We start from the raw sequence: 15881 nt of genomic DNA on the forward strand, positions 1-15881 counted from the left end.
CATCATGCCGTCGTTACAATATGCTCAATTATTGCCTTCAGCGCCTTTAGGGATCACACATGCGGTGTCCATTTTGCGGCAATGCCGAAACGCAGGTCGTCGACAGCCGGGTCTCCGAAGAGGGCGACGCGATTCGCCGTCGCCGCCGGTGCCTGTCCTGTGACAAGCGGTTCACCACCTATGAACGGGTGGAGCTCGCCATGCCTTCGATCGTCAAGCGCAATGGCAGCCGCAGCGAATACGATCCGGTCAAATTGCGCGCCAGCCTCAGCCTGGCCCTGCGCAAACGCCCCGTCAGCACGGAAGACGTGGACGCGGCCGTGGCGCGCATCGAGGAACAATTGCTTGCCAGCGGCCAGCGCGAAGTGCCGTCGGAACACATCGGCGAACTCGTCATGACCGAACTGCGCAAGCTCGACAAGGTGGCCTACGTGCGCTTTGCCTCGGTGTACAAGAGCTTCGAGGACATCGGCGAATTCGTCGAAGCCATCCGCGAAATGCAGGGCCCGCTGCTGCCGGGCAAGCTGCGCAAGGACTAGCGCCGCATCAGACTTGGCGTCAGGGGCTGGAACTTGCGCCATACGCGGCGCATGTGTTGCGCCGATCCGAAACCCGATTTTTCCGCCACCCGTTCCAGGTCCAGCCGGGTGTCGCGCAACAGGTCTCGCGCCAGCGCCACACGAATTTCGTACAGATAATCCATCGGCGTGCAGCCTGCGTGTTCACGAAACAGGCGCGTCAGGTGCCGGGCGCTGGTGTGCGCCTGATCCGCCAGCGACTGGGCCGACCAGGGCGCGGCCGGATCGCGGATAACGGCATCCTGGACCCGGTGCACGCCCGGGTGCAGATGGCTGCGATGATCCAGCCAGGGCGACAACGCCGAATCCGAGCCGGCGCGGCGCTGGTAGACAACCATGTCGCGCGCCGCCTCGCTGGCCGCTCGCGGGCCGCAATGGCGCGACACCATGTGCAGCGCCAGATCGATCCCGGCCGTAATACCCGCGCTGCTGACCAGGTTGCCGTCCTCGACAAAAATCCGGTTGTCCAGCACGCGAGCGGTGGGGTCCAGCGCCGTCAACTGTTCCAGGCAGGTGTGATGCGTGGTGCACTCGCGCTGCCGCGTCAGCCCGGCCGCCGCCGCGAACAGCGCGCCCGCGCAGACCGTCATCAAGGTGAAGCCGTCGGCCGGATGGCGGATGGCCAGCCAGTCGACGATGGCGCGGGCATCGTCGTCGTCCAGGCGCGTGTGCTTGCCCACCACGCCCGAGATAATGACCAATGCATTGCCGGGCACGGCAGCCGGCAGCGGTTGCACATGCGCCAGGTGCAAGCCGGGGATGCCGCTTTCGACGTCGCGGGAAGGGCCGCAGAAATGCTGCGCGAACGTGCCCGGACACAGCTTGTTGGCCACGCGAAAGGCTTCCGCCGGACCCGCGAGGTCCAGCAGCACAATGCCCCGCGGCACCACGAAATACACCGGGATCATCGGCGCCTCCCGCCGGACGTTACGCCGCCAGCGCGTCGGCCGCGCGCACGATGCGGGCAAATCGGCCCTGCAAGACCAGTTCGGTCCGATCGCGGATCTCGGCCGGCGTGTAGGTTCTGCCGGATGGGCTCTGCATGGCGAAGGTCAGCGTCGCGTCGGTCGGAAACACCACCTTGAAGCCGGCGTCGCTGGCATGGCGCGACGTCGTTTCGCAGCACTGTTCCGTGCGGATGCCGGCCACGATGATGCCTTCGATGCCGTGCTTGAGCAGCCAATCGTGCAGCGAGGCGCCGTTCTCGTCCTTGGCGTACAGCGACGAATGCACCGTTTTATGGAACACCGCCGTGGGCGAAATCCGCAGTTCCTTGAGCGTCTTGACGTGGCCGGAGGCGACCGAAAACGGGTTGGCGGGGTCGTCGGACGGGCTGGTGTGGAATACCTGCAGGACGGGAATATCCTGGCCGGCGGCGGCATCGATCAGCGGCTGGATCTGCGAAATGAACGCCGGGTACTCCGATTCGTCCCAAAACGGACGTTGGCGGAAGGATTCTTGGACGTCGATGACGATAAGTGCCTGTTTCATTTCCGGGGCTCCTGGCCATGATTTCAAGGGGGTGACGCCATTTGTACTCCCGTTCCGGTCTGCACGCGAGCGCGTTCCAAGACGACCGGCGGCCCAAAACGGACATGCGCGGGCGGCGCCGGGATCGCACCGGTGCAGGGCGGCAGAACGGTGCGCGGCGGACATACAATCCTCGGCATGGATATTTCCCGCGATTCCGACGATCTCTTCTGGATGCAACGCGCGCTGGCGCTGGCGCAGACCGTCATGTACACCACCGCGCCCAACCCCCGGGTCGGCTGCGTGATCGTGCGTGACGGCCGCGTGCTGGGCGAAGGCGCAACCCAGCCGCCGGGCGGTCCGCACGCCGAGATCTGCGCGCTGCGTGACGCGCAATCGCGCGGCGAGTCGGTCGCCGGCTCGACGCTGTACGTCACGCTGGAGCCCTGCAGCCACTTCGGCCGCACGCCGCCGTGCGTGGACGCGGTCCTGGCAGCGCGGCCGGCGCGCGTGGTGGTGGCCATGGGGGATCCGAATCCGCTTGTCAACGGCCAGGGGCTGGCGCGGCTGCGCGAAGCGGGCATCGCAGTGACAACCGGCGTCTGCCGCGAAGCGGCGCTGGCGGTGAACGCCGGCTTCATCTCGCGCATGAGCCGCGGTCTGCCGTGGGTGTGGATGAAGATGGCGGCGTCGCTCGACGGCCGCAGCGCGCTGCATAACGGCATGTCGCAATGGATCACCGGACCGGAAGCGCGGGCCGACGGACACCGCTGGCGCGCGCGCAGCTGCGTCGTGCTGACCGGCATGGGCACCGTGCTCAAGGACGATCCCCAACTGAACGTGCGCGACGTCGATACGCCGCGCCAGCCGCGCAAGGCCATCGTGGATGGCCGCTTCGAGATCCCCGAGACCGCGCGGCTTTTCGATGGCGCGGAAGTCATCGTGTTTACCGCACGCGAAGATGCCGCGAAGGCGGCGCGCCTGGCGGACAGAAATGCCCGCGTGGTGTGCTTGCCGGGCACGGAGTCCGGCCGCGTCGATCTGCCGGCGATGATGCGCTGGATGGCCGAGCAGCAGTTCAACGAGGTGCACGTCGAAGCGGGCGCCGGCCTGAGCGGCGCGCTGGTGTCCGCCGGCTGCGTCGATGAACTGCTGTTGTATCTGGCGCCGGTGCTGCTTGGCGACGCGGCGGGCATGGTGCGCCTGCCGATGCTCGAACATCTGGACGCGGCGCGGCGCTACGAATTTACCGATACCGCGCGCGTGGGCGCCGATCTGTGCGTGCGCGCGCGTGTGGCCGGCACGTGGCGCCAGTTGATGGAAAGCGTGGCGTTGCCCACGTTGTCGTAACGGATTTGCTGTTAGCACTCCGCGCGCTCGGCTGCCAATTCTTTGAAAGCCGCGCGCAGCTTGCGTCTTCATGACGCACCATGTCGATGCGGGTCACTCGACGTGCGCGATGGACGTGCGCGGCTTCGCACACGAAGGCGTTTCGCGTGATTACGCGCCTGAAGATTCGCGCAAAATGAATTGCCACAAAAGAGTCACGGGCTTAGCATAAGCGGCATGACTTGGCGCTACGCGCTCACGGACCACCCGCACAGCCGCCGCGCGCCCTCGTCACCACGGATTCCCGTGCCGCGAATCGGCGCAGTTCATCACCGACCGGCACGCCACTGAACGAAGCCGCCTAGCGCCGTTCAGCCCGTTCGCTGCGATCGCATGGCGAACGCTCCGGGTTTATCCCGGGCCCATAAGAATCCATTGGATATCGCTCATTCCGTCGTTTCGTTGCCGACCATTTCATGTGCGGTTGCGTCAGGCACGCTATATGCGGGTCTATGCTCGAAACGACGAGTTAACTTGCTCACGTTAGTTGCAATCCCTGACGGAACTAGTGCGAAAGGGGTGCAGCCTAAACAGAAAGGGTCCGATCGTGCTTATGGTTGATGTGTGGCGAAAGCAACATAACAACTTGCCGAAAACGCTAACCGCGAAGTTGTTTAGTAATTCGCAGGCGCTGATGCACAATGGGCATGTAGGGACGTATTGAATTTTTCGCGTGTTGTATGTAGGAGGTTTCCGTGCAAAACATCGTCGAAGGCTTCAAGTCGCAGTATGCAAGAGAGCAGGAATCAGAGCTCTCGCTCGAAGAGTATCTGAGCCTCGCCAAGCGTGATCCCATGGCCTACGCCAGCCCCGCTGAGCGCATGCTGGCCGCGATCGGCGACCCTGAAATCGTGGATACGCGCAACGACCCACGTCTTTCCCGTTTGTTTTCCAACCGGACCATCCGGCGCTATCCCGCGTTCCAGGAGTTCTACGGCATGGAGGACGTGATCGGACAGATCGTCGCGTTCTTCAAGCACGCCGCCCAGGGACTGGAAGAGCGCAAGCAAATTCTCTATCTGCTGGGACCGGTGGGCGGCGGCAAGTCGTCCATCGCCGAACGGCTCAAGGCGTTGATGGAAAGTTTTCCCATCTACGCGTTGAAGGGATCGCCGGTAAACGAATCGCCGCTCGGCCTGTTCCATCCCGAACGATTCGGCGACATGCTTGAAAAGGAATACGGCATCCCGAAGCGCTACCTGACCGGCATCATGTCGCCGTGGGCAGTCAAGCGCTTGAAGGAATTCGACGGCGACATCTCGAAGTTCCGTGTCGTGCGCCTGAATCCGTCGGTGCTGCGCCAGATCGCCATCGCCAAGACCGAACCGGGCGACGAAAACAACCAGGATATTTCCTCGCTGGTGGGCAAGGTCGACATCCGCAAGCTCGACCGCCATTCGCAGGACGACCCGGACGCGTACAGCTATTCCGGCGGCTTGTGCCTGGCGAACCAGGGGCTGCTCGAGTTCGTGGAAATGTTCAAGGCCCCGATCAAGATGCTGCATCCGCTGTTGACGGCCACCCAGGAAGGCAACTTCAAGGGCACGGAAGGCTTCTCGGCCATCCCGTTCAACGGCACGATCCTGGCCCACTCGAACGAATCGGAATGGCAGACCTTCCGCAACAACAAGCACAACGAGGCGTTCCTTGACCGTATCTATATCGTCAAGGTGCCTTACTGCCTGCAGGTGTCCGAAGAGGTCCGCATCTACGAGAAGCTGCTGCATCACAGTTCGCTGTCCGAAGCGCCTTGCGCGCCCGGAACGCTGGACATGATGGCGCAGTTCTCGGTGTTGACCCGGCTGAAGGAACCCGAAAATTCCAGCATCTATTCCAAGCTGCGGGTCTACGACGGTGAAAGCCTGAAGGACGTCGATCCCAAGGCCAAGGCGCTGCAGGAATACAAAGACTACGCGGGCACCGACGAAGGCATGACCGGGGTCTCGACGCGGTTTGCGTACAAGATTCTGTCCAGCGTCTTCAACTACGACCAGACCGAAGTGGCTGCCAATCCGGTGCACCTGATGTACGTGCTGGAGCAGCGCATCGGCCGCGAAGACTATCCCGACGAAATCCGCCGGCGCTATCTGGAGTTCATCAAGGGCTTCCTGGCGCCGCGTTACGCGGAGTTTATCGGCAAGGAGATCCAGACCGCCTATCTCGAGTCCTACTCCGAATACGGCCAGAACATCTTCGACCGCTACGTGACGTTTGCCGATTGCTGGATTCAGGACGAGGAGTTCCGCGATCCTGAAACCGGCGAAAGCTTCGACCGCAGCGCGTTGAACGACGAGCTGGAAAAGATCGAGAAGCCGGCTGGCATCGCCAATCCGAAGGACTTCCGCAACGAGATTGTGAACTTCGTGCTGCGGGCGCGCGCCAACAACAGCGGCCGCAATCCGAACTGGACCAGCTATGAAAAGCTGCGCGAAGTGATCGAGAAGAAGATGTTCTCGAACACGGAAGACCTGCTGCCGGTGATTTCGTTCAACGCCAAGGCCTCGGCCGAGGACAAGTCGAAACACCAGAGCTTCGTCGACCGGATGGTGGAGAAGGGCTACACGGAAAAGCAGGTCAGGCTGCTGTGCGAGTGGTATCTCCGTGTGAGGAAGTCTTCCTGAGCGAGGTGAATCATGAATTCACTGATCGATCGCCGTCTTAACGGGCGCAATAAAAGCGCCGTTAACCGGGAGCGCTTTCTGCGGCGTTACAAGGATCAGATCCGCAAGGCGGTACACGGGATGATCCGTGACCGCTCGATCCAGGACATGGATCAAGGCGGCGAGATCAACTTGCCCGCCCGCGATATTTCCGAGCCGACGTTCCGGCACGGCGCGGGCGGCGACCGCGAAATGGTGCATCCGGGCAACCGCGAATTCGCCAAGGGCGACACCTTCGACCGGCCGCAAGGCGGGCAGGGCGAGGGTGGCTCGGAACCGGGAGAAGGCGAATCGGTGGACCAGTTCACCTTCAGCCTCTCGCGCGCCGAGTTTCTGAATCTGTTTTTTGAAGACCTGGAACTGCCGCACCTGGCGCGCAACCAGCTCGGCGAAGTCAGCCAGAAGAAATGGCAACGCGCCGGCTACACCACCACCGGCTCGCCCAGCACCCTGAGCATCAGCCGCACGCTGAAGTCCTCGCTGGCGCGGCGCGTGTCGCTGGGCGTAAAGGCGCGCGCCGACCTGAAGGATGCCGAGGATGCGCTGGAAGAGGCGAAGGCCGCCGGCGCGGCAGAAGCGCGTATCCGCGAGCTGGAACAGGAAGTCGAGGATTGCCGCGAGCGGCTGGCTCGCGTGCCCTTCCTGGACGACCTGGACCTGCGCTATCGCAACCGCGTGTCGGTCGCCATCCCCATGGCGCGCGCCGTCATGTTTTGCCTGATGGACGTGTCCGGCTCCATGGACGAGGGCAAGAAGGATCTGGCCAAGCGTTTCTTCACGCTGCTGTACCTGTTCTTGTCGCGCAAGTACGAGCATGTCGATCTGGTATTCATCCGCCACACCGACAACGCCGAGGAAGTGGACGAACACACCTTCTTTTACGACCCCAAGAGCGGCGGCACGATCGTGCTGTCTGCGCTGGAGCTGATGCGCGAGATCCTCGAAAAGCGCTATCCGCCGTCCGCGTGGAACGTTTACGCGGCGCAGGCCAGCGACGGCGACTCGTTTGGCGCCGATGCGGGCAAGAGCGCGCGATTCCTGGCCGAACATCTGCTGCCCTCGTCGCGCTACTTTGCCTACATCGAAATCCCCGACTCGCAGGAAGCCCGCAAGAGCAGTCTGTGGGCCGAGTATGAACAGAAACTGGAACCGCACTTCGTCATGCGGCGCATCTGCGACCGCGGGGAGATCTTTCCCGTGTTCCACGACCTGTTCAAGAAGGAGACCGCATGAACGCCAACATGGGTGCGCTCGTGGAGCCGGGATCGGACGGCGGCGCCCGGCCGATCTCGCAAGGTTCCGAATGGACGTTCGAACTGATCCAGACCTATGACGACGCGATCTCGCAGATCGCCCGCGAGTACGGCCTGGACACCTATCCGAACCAGATCGAGGTCATTACCTCGGAACAGATGCTGGACGCCTACGCGTCGGCGGGCTTGCCCATTGGTTACCCGCACTGGTCCTACGGTAAGGAATTCATCCGCAACGAGCAGTTCTACCGCCGCGGCATGCAGGGTCTGGCGTACGAAATCGTCATCAATTCGAATCCGTGCATTTCTTATCTCATGGAAGAGAATTCCATGCCGATGCAGGCGCTGGTGATCGCGCATGCGTGCTACGGGCACAATTCCTTCTTCAAGGGCAATTACCTCTTCCGGCAGTGGACGGACGCCGACGGCGTGCTGGATTACCTGGTGTTCGCGCGCAAGTACGTGATGGCTTGCGAAGACCGCTACGGCATCGACGCCGTGGAGTCGCTGCTGGACTCGTGCCATGCGCTATCGCATCACGGCGTGGACCGCTACAAGCGCCCGACGCCGGCCTCCTTCAAGGAAGAGGCCGCCCGCCAGGCGGAGCGCGAGGAACACGCGCGCCTGCAATACAACGACCTGTGGCGCACGCTGCCGCGCATTGAAGCGGACAAGGACACGCGCATTGCGGCGTCGGTGTTTCCGCCCGAGCCCGAGGAAAACCTGCTGTACTTCATCGAAAAGTACTCGCCCAAGCTGGCGCCCTGGCAGAAGGAGCTGGTGCGCATCGTCCGCAAGGTCGCGCAGTATTTCTATCCGCAGACCCAGACCAAGGTCATGAACGAAGGCTGGGCCACGTTCTGGCACTACACGATCCTGAACCGGCTGCACGAAAAGGGGCTGGTGAACGACGGCTTCATGATGGAGTTCCTGCAAAGCCACACCAACGTCGTCAGCCAGCGCGGCTTTGACGAGCGCGGCTATGGCGGCATCAACCCGTACGCGCTGGGCTTTGCGATGATGTCGGACATCCGCCGCATCTGCGAAGCGCCCACGCCCGAAGACCGCCGCTGGTTCCCCGACATTGCGGGCGGCGACTGGCTGAAGACGCTGGACTTCGCCATGCGTAACTTCAAGGACGAGTCCTACATCTCGCAGTATCTGTCGCCGCGCCTGATCCGCGAATTCCGCTTCTTCGCGATCTCGGACCACCAGGCCAACCCCAAGCTGGAAGTGGCCGCAATCCACGACGACGAGGGCTACCGCGACATTCGGCGCCTGCTTGCCGCGCAGCACAACCGCGACAACCTGGTGCCCGACATCCAGGTCGTTCGCTTCAATCGCGACACCGACCGCTCGCTGGTGCTGCGCCACCTGAAGAGCCGCGGCAGGCCGTTGGCAGGTGAAGACGCCGAGCAGGTCATGAAGCACCTGGCCCGCCTGTGGGGATTCCGCGTCCGGCTCGAAGAAACCGAACCGGACGGCACGATCAGCTCCTACCGGGAGCAGGACCCGCCAGCGTCGAAGTAATGGCGCCGGCAGGGGAAGGGACGCGCGTAGTGCGTCCCTTTTTGCTGCCCGCTTGCTGCGCCGTCGCGAATTCTGCTAGAATCGCGGATTCGCATTTTCAGCAGCGTCTTTCAGCAATATCGAAAGACCCCTGGAGTGCAGTAGGACAGGTGGCCGAGCGGTTGAAGGCGCACGCCTGGAAAGCGTGTATACGTCAAAAGCGTATCGGGGGTTCGAATCCCCCTCTGTCCGCCAGGAATACCGGCAAGGCCGCAAGCCCCAAAAAAGCGGCCAAGCCCAAAAAAAGCCCCGATTTCCCAGAGATCGGGGCTTTTTGCTTTTCCGGGAATCGTTACGGTACGCTCGTGCCATGACTTTCGACCCGCCGATCCGATCATCCGCGCCCCGCCTGGATCTCTACAGCCTGCAGGTCTTTGTGGCCGTGGTCGAAGAGGGCAGCATTGCCGCGGCCGCCACGCGTGAGCACATCGCGCCGTCGGCACTGAGCAAGCGGTTGTCGGAGCTGGAACGCATCCTGGATGTGGTGCTGATCACGCGGCATGCTCGAGGGGTGGAAGCGACGGGCGCGGGTCACGCGTTGGCGCGGCATGCGCGAGCGCTGCTGCATCAGGCGCGCGGCCTGACGGACGAGATCCGTGATTTTTCGTCGGGCGTGCGCGGGCATGTGCGCGTCGCGGCCAACCTGTCTTCCATCACGCAGTTCCTGCCCCAGGATCTGCGGCGCTTTCTGGATCTGCACCCCGGGGTGCAGATCGATCTGGAGGAGAACGTCAGTTCGGCGGTGACGCGAGCGGTGCAGCAGAACATGAGCGATATCGGTATCTACACCCAGACCGACGACGACAGCGGGCTGCAGAGTTTCCCGTACCGGCGCGATGTGATGACGCTGGTGGCCAACCGGTCTCATCCGCTGGCCGCGCGGGAGCGCGTGGCGTTTGCCGACACGCTGGAATACGACCATGTCGGCATGCATCGGGGCAGTGCGGCGAACTACCTGTTCACGCGCGAGGCGGCGGCCATCAATCGGACGGTACGGCTGCGGTTCCAGGTCACGTCCTACGATGCGCTGGTGTCGATGGTGCGCTGCGAGCTGGGCATCGGCATCGTGCCCGTGGAGGCGCTGTCCCTTTTCGATTGCGGCGATCTAAGGATTATCCCTTTGACGGACGCTTGGGCGCGTCGCCAGCTCAAGTTGTGCGTGCGCAGCAATGAGCCCCTGTCCGGCGCTGCCCGGCTGCTGATGGAACACTTGTTGCAGGAAGCCGCCGCCTCCGGTCATTGACGCTCGGACGCTCGCATCCGGCAGGGTATGTTGCGCAGCAAGATCCGGTCGGACGATGCCGGCCCCGCCGCGCGCAGCCATCGCGAATGGCGATGCCACGCTGAAGAATCGCGATTTGTGTCACGGCGGATGACCTCGGAAGATGGCTCATCAAACCCATGGACCGCGCGCCGCGCGGGCGCGAGGAGACAGACGTGAGCCTTCCAAGCCGAGTGCAGATCGTGGAGGTGGGACTGCGGGACGGACTGCAAAGCGAGCCCGAGTTTGTGCCCACCGACACCAAGGCTGCCATCCTGAATGAATTGATTGCCGCCGGCGTGCGGCACATCGAGGCGACCTCGTTCGTGTCGCCTCGGGCGGTGCCGCAGATGCGAGACGCCGCAGAGTTGCTGGCGCTGGCGGACAAGCGGCCAGGCGTCGTGTTGAGCGCGCTGGCGCCGAACCCGCGCGGCGTTGAACGCGCGCTGGCATCGCGTGCCGATGAAGTCGTGGTGTTCCTGTCGGCCAGCGAAAGCCACAACAGAAAGAACCTGAACCGGTCCGTGGAGCAATCGCTGCGCGACATCGAGGATGTGGCGGCGCTGTTGCAGGAACATCCCTTGCGGCGCAAGGGCGCCATCGCGGTGGCCTTCGGCTGTCCGTTTGAAGGCGATGTCGATATCGCTACGTTGAAGACCATCGTGGCCGAGTTTGCCCGACTGGATTTCGACGCCGTCACGCTGGGTGACACGACGGGCATGGCGACGCCGCGGCTCGTGCGCAGGACGGTCGACGCGCTGCGCGCCGCGTTTCCCGCCATGAATTTTTCTCTGCACTTTCACAACACGCGCGGCCTCGGACTGGTGAATGTGGTCGAGGGGCTGCACGCCGGCATCACGTCCTTTGAGTCGTCGCTGGGCGGCTTGGGCGGCTGCCCGTTCGCGCCCGGAGCGACGGGAAATGTCTGCACCGAGGACACGGTCAACCTGCTGCACGAGATGGACATCGAGACAGGCATCGACCTGACGGCGCTGATCCAGGCTTCGCGGCATCTCGAGCAGGTGATGAAGCGCCCGTTGTCCGGACAGGTAATGAAGGCCGGGCCGCGACTGGCATTGCACGATTACGACGGCGCCGTGGCCGCCGTTGGCTGATTTCAGCAACTCTGGATTCACAAGAACCCATGCCTTTATCCGGATTCCGCATTCTGGACCTGACCCGCATCATCTCGGGCCCGTTCTGCACCTCTCTGCTTGCCGACATGGGCGCAGAGGTCATCAAGATCGAGACGCCGGGAGAAGGCGATCCGGTACGCGCCCAGGGCGTGATACGCGACGGCCTGAGCTGGTATTTCGCCAACTACAACCGCAACAAGAAATCCATCACGCTCGACCTGTACAGCGAGGAGGGCAAGGCCGTGCTGCGGCGCCTGATCGCCGAATGCGATGTCATCGTCGAGAACTACCGTCCGGGCGTCATGCAGAAGATGGGCCTGGGAGACGAGGCGCTCAAGGCGTTGAAGCCCGACATCATTCATTGCAGCATCAACGGCTTTGGGACGACGGGGCCTTATCGCGACCGGCCGGCGTTCGATTTCATCGCGCAGGCGATGAGTGGATTCATGAGCCTGAATGGCGCGGAAAGTCAGCCGCCCATGCGCGCGGGCCCGCCCATCAGCGATCTGGTGGCCGGCATGAATGGCGCGCTGGGCATCGTGGCGGCACTGCTGCGCCGCGAGCGCACCGGCCAGGGCGACAGTGTCAGCGTGAGCCTCTTGGGCAGCATGATCGGCCTCTTGAGTTTTCAGGCGTCGAACTATTTTGCCGACGGCCGGCTGCCGGCGCGCACGGGCAACGATCACGGCATCGCGTCGCCCTACGGGCTGTTCGAGACGGCCGACGGGCAGGTCGCGATCGCGCCCAGCAACGACGTGGTGTATCACAAGCTGCTGGACGCGTTGGAGCTGTCCGAGCTGCGCGCCGACCCGCGCTTTGCGACGAACGCCGATCGCATGCGCAACCGTGGCGCCATCACCGAGGCCATCCAGACGCGCACGCGCGAGCACACGAGCGCCCACTGGATCGAACGACTGAACCGGTTGGGCGTGCCGTGCGGCCAAGTGCTGAACCTGCAGGAAGTGTTCGAGGATCCTCAGGTGCAGGACCAGCACATGGCCATCGACGTTCCGCATGGCGATCACGGCGATGTGCGGATGCTGGGTTTCCCGATCAAGTTTGCGCAGGCCGGAGGCCGGCCCGTGCAAGCCGCGCCCGCGCTGGGCGCCGATACTCGCGATGTGCTGCTGCGGTTCGGATTCGCGCAGGAGGACATCCTCGGTTTGCAGGAACGCGGCGTCATCTGAACACGCCGCGGCAGGACCACCAAGGCGACACAGCCTGCCTATAAAGCAATAACGACGGAGACACATGACATGCTACGCAACCTTCTGCTTTCAGCTTGCGTGCTGGGCGTCGCGGCAGGCGCCCACGCCCAGGAGTCCTACCCGAATCAACCCATCCGCATCATCGTGCCGTTCACGCCGGGCGGCGGCACGGACTTCCTGTCACGCACGGTGAGCGCCAAGCTGGGCGAGACGACAAAATGGAATGTAGTGGCCGAGAACCGGCCGGGCGCCGGCGGCACCATCGGCATCGGCGCGGCCGCGCGCGCCAAGCCGGACGGCTATGAGATCGTCATGGGGCAGGTCGACAACCTGGCGGTGGCGCCTTCCATCTACAGCAAGCTTTCCTACGACCCGATCAAGGACTTTGCGCCGATTGGCATCGTGGGCGAAGCACCCCTGGTCATCGTGGCCGGCAAATCCAGCCCCTACCAGACCTTGCAGGCGCTGATCGACGCGGCCCGCAAGGCGCCCGGGGCAGTCAACTACGGGTCTCCGGGCGCCGGCACCATCACGCACCTGGCTGCCGAACTGCTTCAGCAGCGGGCAAACATCAAGCTGGTCCACGTGCCGTACAAGGGGTCGGGGCCGGCGATGGCCGACCTGCTGGGCGGCCAGGTACCGGTGATCTTCACGTCCATTCCGTCGGCAGCGCCGCAGCTGAAGGCCGGAAGCGCGGTTGCGCTGGCCGTCACCTCGCCGCAGCGCAGCCCGGCTCTGCCCGACGTGCCGACCGTGGCGGAACTGGGTTATCCGGACTTCGACGTGCGGGTCTGGTATGGCTTGCTGGCGCCGGCCAAGACGCCCAAGCCCATCATCCAGACGCTGAACACGGAGCTCAACAAGGTGCTGGCGTTGCCGGCGATGCAGGAGGCCTTGGCGGCTCAGGGCGCGCAGGCCATGCCCACGTCGCCGGAGCAGTTCGCGGCGACCATCAAGCAGGACTATCAGAAGTGGAAGCCTGTGATCGAGGGCGCGAAGGTGAAGCTGGATTAAGGACGATCGGCGACACATCCAGCACATACATCTGCCGCTCGCCTTCGTGCACGGAGTCGATGCAGACCTGCATGCCGTCGCGGCTCCAGCGCGGGTGCAGGTCGCAGCGGTTTTCCTTTGACAGGTGGGGATCGGCGTAGAAGCTGCCCAGCGCGTGCTGCTGGCCGGTCAGCATGTCGTAGAGGAACAGAATCCGCTCGTGCGTGCTGCTGTCCGGGTAGGTGTCGCTGAGCAGCCAGCGCGTGTTGACCGGTGAGAACGTCATGTGGCCGTTTTCGGTCAGCACGCCGTCGCCCACGACCTGTACGCGTCCGTCCGGGGCGTCTTCATACAGGTGATAGTGGATGCTGCCGGCGTGCGGTCCCCAGACGATGATCGACGTGTCATCGCGCCAGAGCGGATGCGAGATCTGATATTCGGACTTCTCGTAGTCGAAGGTGCCCACGGCGTTCGGATCGAAGTCATCGGCCAGTTGCGGCAGCGGATGGTCCGAGCACTCCAGGAGGCGCATGTCGCTGCCATCGGCGTTCATGGTGATGAGCCGATGCAGAAAGCAGGTTTCGTCCGCGACGCGTTCGGTCCAGCGGTGCAGGAACAGGATGCGCGTGGAAGACGGGTTGACCTCGATGTGGCTGACCCAGTGGATGGCGCGCGCCATCGAGTCGCGCGGATGGAAGTTGCGCAGGTCGTCGTAGCTGACCAGCAGGCGGTGCGCGCCGGTTTCCAGGTCCATCGTATGAATGCCGTCGTCGGCGGGCGCGAGTTCCACGGGGGCGGGGGCGTGCTCGCTGTAGCCGATGGTCTGGTGGGTGATGTAGAGGCGGCGGTAGTCGACGCACAGCGCATAGCGGCTGCTGGGGGCGGCGACGTAGATGGGCAGCGGCAACGTCCGGGTCTGGCCGGTGGCGATGTCGTGGATGGCGGATCGGAAGCCGGGGTAAAAGCCGCTGTCGTCGGCGCTGCGGCAGTTATAGATCATCCGCGGGCTGGCGGCGCCGTCCAGCCATTGAAGCTGGCAGCCCATCTGCCAGTTCCATGCGGTGGTTTCGCCGACCACGTGGTAGCGGTCGCCATCTTGCAGATCGAAATAGCCGACCTGCGCGTGCAGGTCGGGTGTGAGGACGGCATCGGCAAAGGCGGTGCGGTTGGCCAGCAGATAGCGGCCGTCGCGGTGCCAGACAGTCTTGTTGTAGTAGCCGAAGAAATGGTGATACGGCGCGTCGTCCAGGCGGCGGCAGGCGATGGGCGTGGCAAGCATGCGATTCATGAGTTCAACCTGCGGTGATGTGCTCGGTTTCGATGACCTTGTTCCAGCGGGCGCGCTCGCGCTCGACAAAGTCGCGCGCGTCAGCGGGGGAGTTGCCCACGGGCGTCATGCCCAGGCGTTCCAGGCCGCTGCGAAACGCGGGATCGGCGTAGATCCGCTTGAGGTCGGCGCTGATCTTCTCGATCAGCGCGTCGGGCACGTCCTTGCTGGCCGCCAGCGTGGTCCATGACGTGACGGTCAGGCCGGGCAGGCCGGCTTCAGCGGCGGTCGGCACGTCGGGCAGGGCGGGCGAGCGGGTGGCGCCGGTGATGGCCAGTGCCTTCAGCTTGTTGGCCTGGATGTAGCCGATGGTGGTGGGCACGTTCTCGAACAGCAGCTGGATCTGACCGCCGAGCAGGTCATTCGTCGCGGCCGAACTGCCGCGGTACGGGATGTGCACGATGGGCGCCTGCGCGGCCATCTTGTAGAGCTCGCCGACCATGTGCACGGATGAGCCGACGCCGGCCGAGCCGAAGTGCACCGTGTCGGGCTGCGCCTTGGCCAGCGTGGTGAGCTCGGCCAGGGTGTTGGCCTGCAGCGCCGGGTTGGCCACGACGACGTGCGGCATCTCGGCCACGACGGTGATCAGCTTCAGATCCTTGGCGGGCTGGTAGTTCAGCGTCTTGTATACGCCGTACGTCGCGTGCAGACCGATCGAGCCGAGCAGCAAGGTGTAGCCGTCCGGCCCCGAGTCCGCGACGAATTTGCCGCCGATATGCCCGCCGGCGCCCGGCCGGTTTTCGACGACGACCGATTGGCCATAGAGTTTGCCCAGATGTTCGGCCAGAAGGCGCCCCTGGATGTCGGAACTGCCGCCCGCGGTAAACGGAACGATGATGCGTACCGGGCGATCGGGATAGTGGGATTGGGCTTGGGCGGCGAGCGGCAAGGCAGCGCTCGCGAAGGTCAGGCACAAGGCCTGCAAGAGGCAGCGGCGTCGATTCATGTTGATTTCCCCAAATAGTGGACTCGTGGCGGTCGCATCTGGCGGCGACCTGGCCAAGCCAGTGTAGGAGTCGCCGACTATTTGAAAAAAT

At 63.9% G+C, this 15881-nt stretch carries 13 protein-coding genes and 1 tRNA gene; 10 read left to right on the top strand and 4 right to left on the bottom strand.

Translation table 11 applies throughout. The annotated features are described in order from the left end of the window. Positions 1-59 precede the first annotated feature (59 nt). Positions 60-539, top strand: coding sequence for a transcriptional regulator NrdR (gene nrdR / locus CLM73_RS03200; protein ID WP_056564353.1), 480 nt, complete (start codon positions 60-62; stop codon positions 537-539). Here the strand turns inward: nrdR and CLM73_RS03205 are convergent. Then, on the bottom strand, positions 536-1486 hold the full coding sequence (locus tag CLM73_RS03205; RefSeq protein ID WP_105237290.1) for a GlxA family transcriptional regulator: 951 nt from the start codon (positions 1484-1486) through the stop codon (positions 536-538). The two genes, nrdR and CLM73_RS03205, sit on opposite strands and share 4 nt — an antisense overlap. A 19-nt stretch (positions 1487-1505) precedes the next feature. Continuing rightward, a complete protein-coding gene (locus CLM73_RS03210) occupies positions 1506-2069 on the bottom strand; it encodes a cysteine hydrolase family protein (RefSeq protein ID WP_105237291.1) in 564 nt (187 codons plus the stop codon). 213 nt (positions 2070-2282) lie between these two features. On the opposite strand from CLM73_RS03210, the gene ribD reads away from it, so the two are divergent. From ribD to CLM73_RS03255, 9 genes are all read left to right on the top strand, one after another. After that, positions 2283-3398 (top strand): bifunctional diaminohydroxyphosphoribosylaminopyrimidine deaminase/5-amino-6-(5-phosphoribosylamino)uracil reductase RibD, encoded by a 1116-nt coding sequence (ribD, locus tag CLM73_RS03215; RefSeq protein WP_105241359.1) that lies wholly within the window; start codon positions 2283-2285, stop codon positions 3396-3398. A gap of 743 nt (positions 3399-4141) precedes the next feature. Next, positions 4142-6058, top strand: a complete 1917-nt coding sequence (locus CLM73_RS03220) for a PrkA family serine protein kinase (RefSeq protein ID WP_369818967.1) — start codon at positions 4142-4144, stop codon at positions 6056-6058. A 12-nt stretch (positions 6059-6070) separates the two neighbouring features. Continuing rightward, complete coding sequence (locus CLM73_RS03225) at positions 6071-7330, top strand: YeaH/YhbH family protein (protein WP_105237292.1); 1260 nt, start codon at positions 6071-6073, stop codon at positions 7328-7330. Then, positions 7327-8880, top strand: a complete 1554-nt coding sequence (locus CLM73_RS03230) for a SpoVR family protein (RefSeq protein ID WP_199778244.1) — start codon at positions 7327-7329, stop codon at positions 8878-8880. The genes CLM73_RS03225 and CLM73_RS03230 overlap by 4 nt, the downstream gene beginning before the upstream one ends. Before the next feature lie 143 nt (positions 8881-9023). After that, positions 9024-9114: transfer RNA gene (locus tag CLM73_RS03235), tRNA-Ser, on the top strand. Positions 9115-9229: 115 nt separating this feature from the next. Continuing rightward, positions 9230-10162, top strand: coding sequence for a LysR substrate-binding domain-containing protein (locus CLM73_RS03240; protein ID WP_105237293.1), 933 nt, complete (start codon positions 9230-9232; stop codon positions 10160-10162). A gap of 194 nt (positions 10163-10356) precedes the next feature. After that, complete coding sequence (locus CLM73_RS03245; protein ID WP_105241361.1) at positions 10357-11295, top strand: hydroxymethylglutaryl-CoA lyase; 939 nt, start codon at positions 10357-10359, stop codon at positions 11293-11295. A 29-nt stretch (positions 11296-11324) separates the two neighbouring features. Continuing rightward, the gene (locus CLM73_RS03250) at positions 11325-12503 is read left to right on the top strand and encodes a CaiB/BaiF CoA transferase family protein (RefSeq protein WP_105237294.1); all 1179 of its coding nucleotides are present in this window, start codon (positions 11325-11327) and stop codon (positions 12501-12503) included. Positions 12504-12572: 69 nt separating this feature from the next. After that, on the top strand, positions 12573-13538 hold the full coding sequence (locus tag CLM73_RS03255; protein ID WP_105237295.1) for a Bug family tripartite tricarboxylate transporter substrate binding protein: 966 nt from the start codon (positions 12573-12575) through the stop codon (positions 13536-13538). On the opposite strand, the gene CLM73_RS03260 is transcribed toward CLM73_RS03255, so the two are convergent. Then, a complete protein-coding gene (locus CLM73_RS03260) occupies positions 13477-14805 on the bottom strand; it encodes a hypothetical protein (RefSeq protein ID WP_105237296.1) in 1329 nt (442 codons plus the stop codon). The two genes, CLM73_RS03255 and CLM73_RS03260, sit on opposite strands and share 62 nt — an antisense overlap. A 4-nt stretch (positions 14806-14809) precedes the next feature. Continuing rightward, positions 14810-15790, bottom strand: coding sequence for a Bug family tripartite tricarboxylate transporter substrate binding protein (locus CLM73_RS03265; protein ID WP_105237297.1), 981 nt, complete (start codon positions 15788-15790; stop codon positions 14810-14812). Positions 15791-15881 lie beyond the last annotated feature (91 nt).

The organism is Achromobacter spanius (genome assembly GCF_002966795.1).
Classification (GTDB): domain Bacteria; phylum Pseudomonadota; class Gammaproteobacteria; order Burkholderiales; family Burkholderiaceae_B; genus Achromobacter; species Achromobacter spanius_D.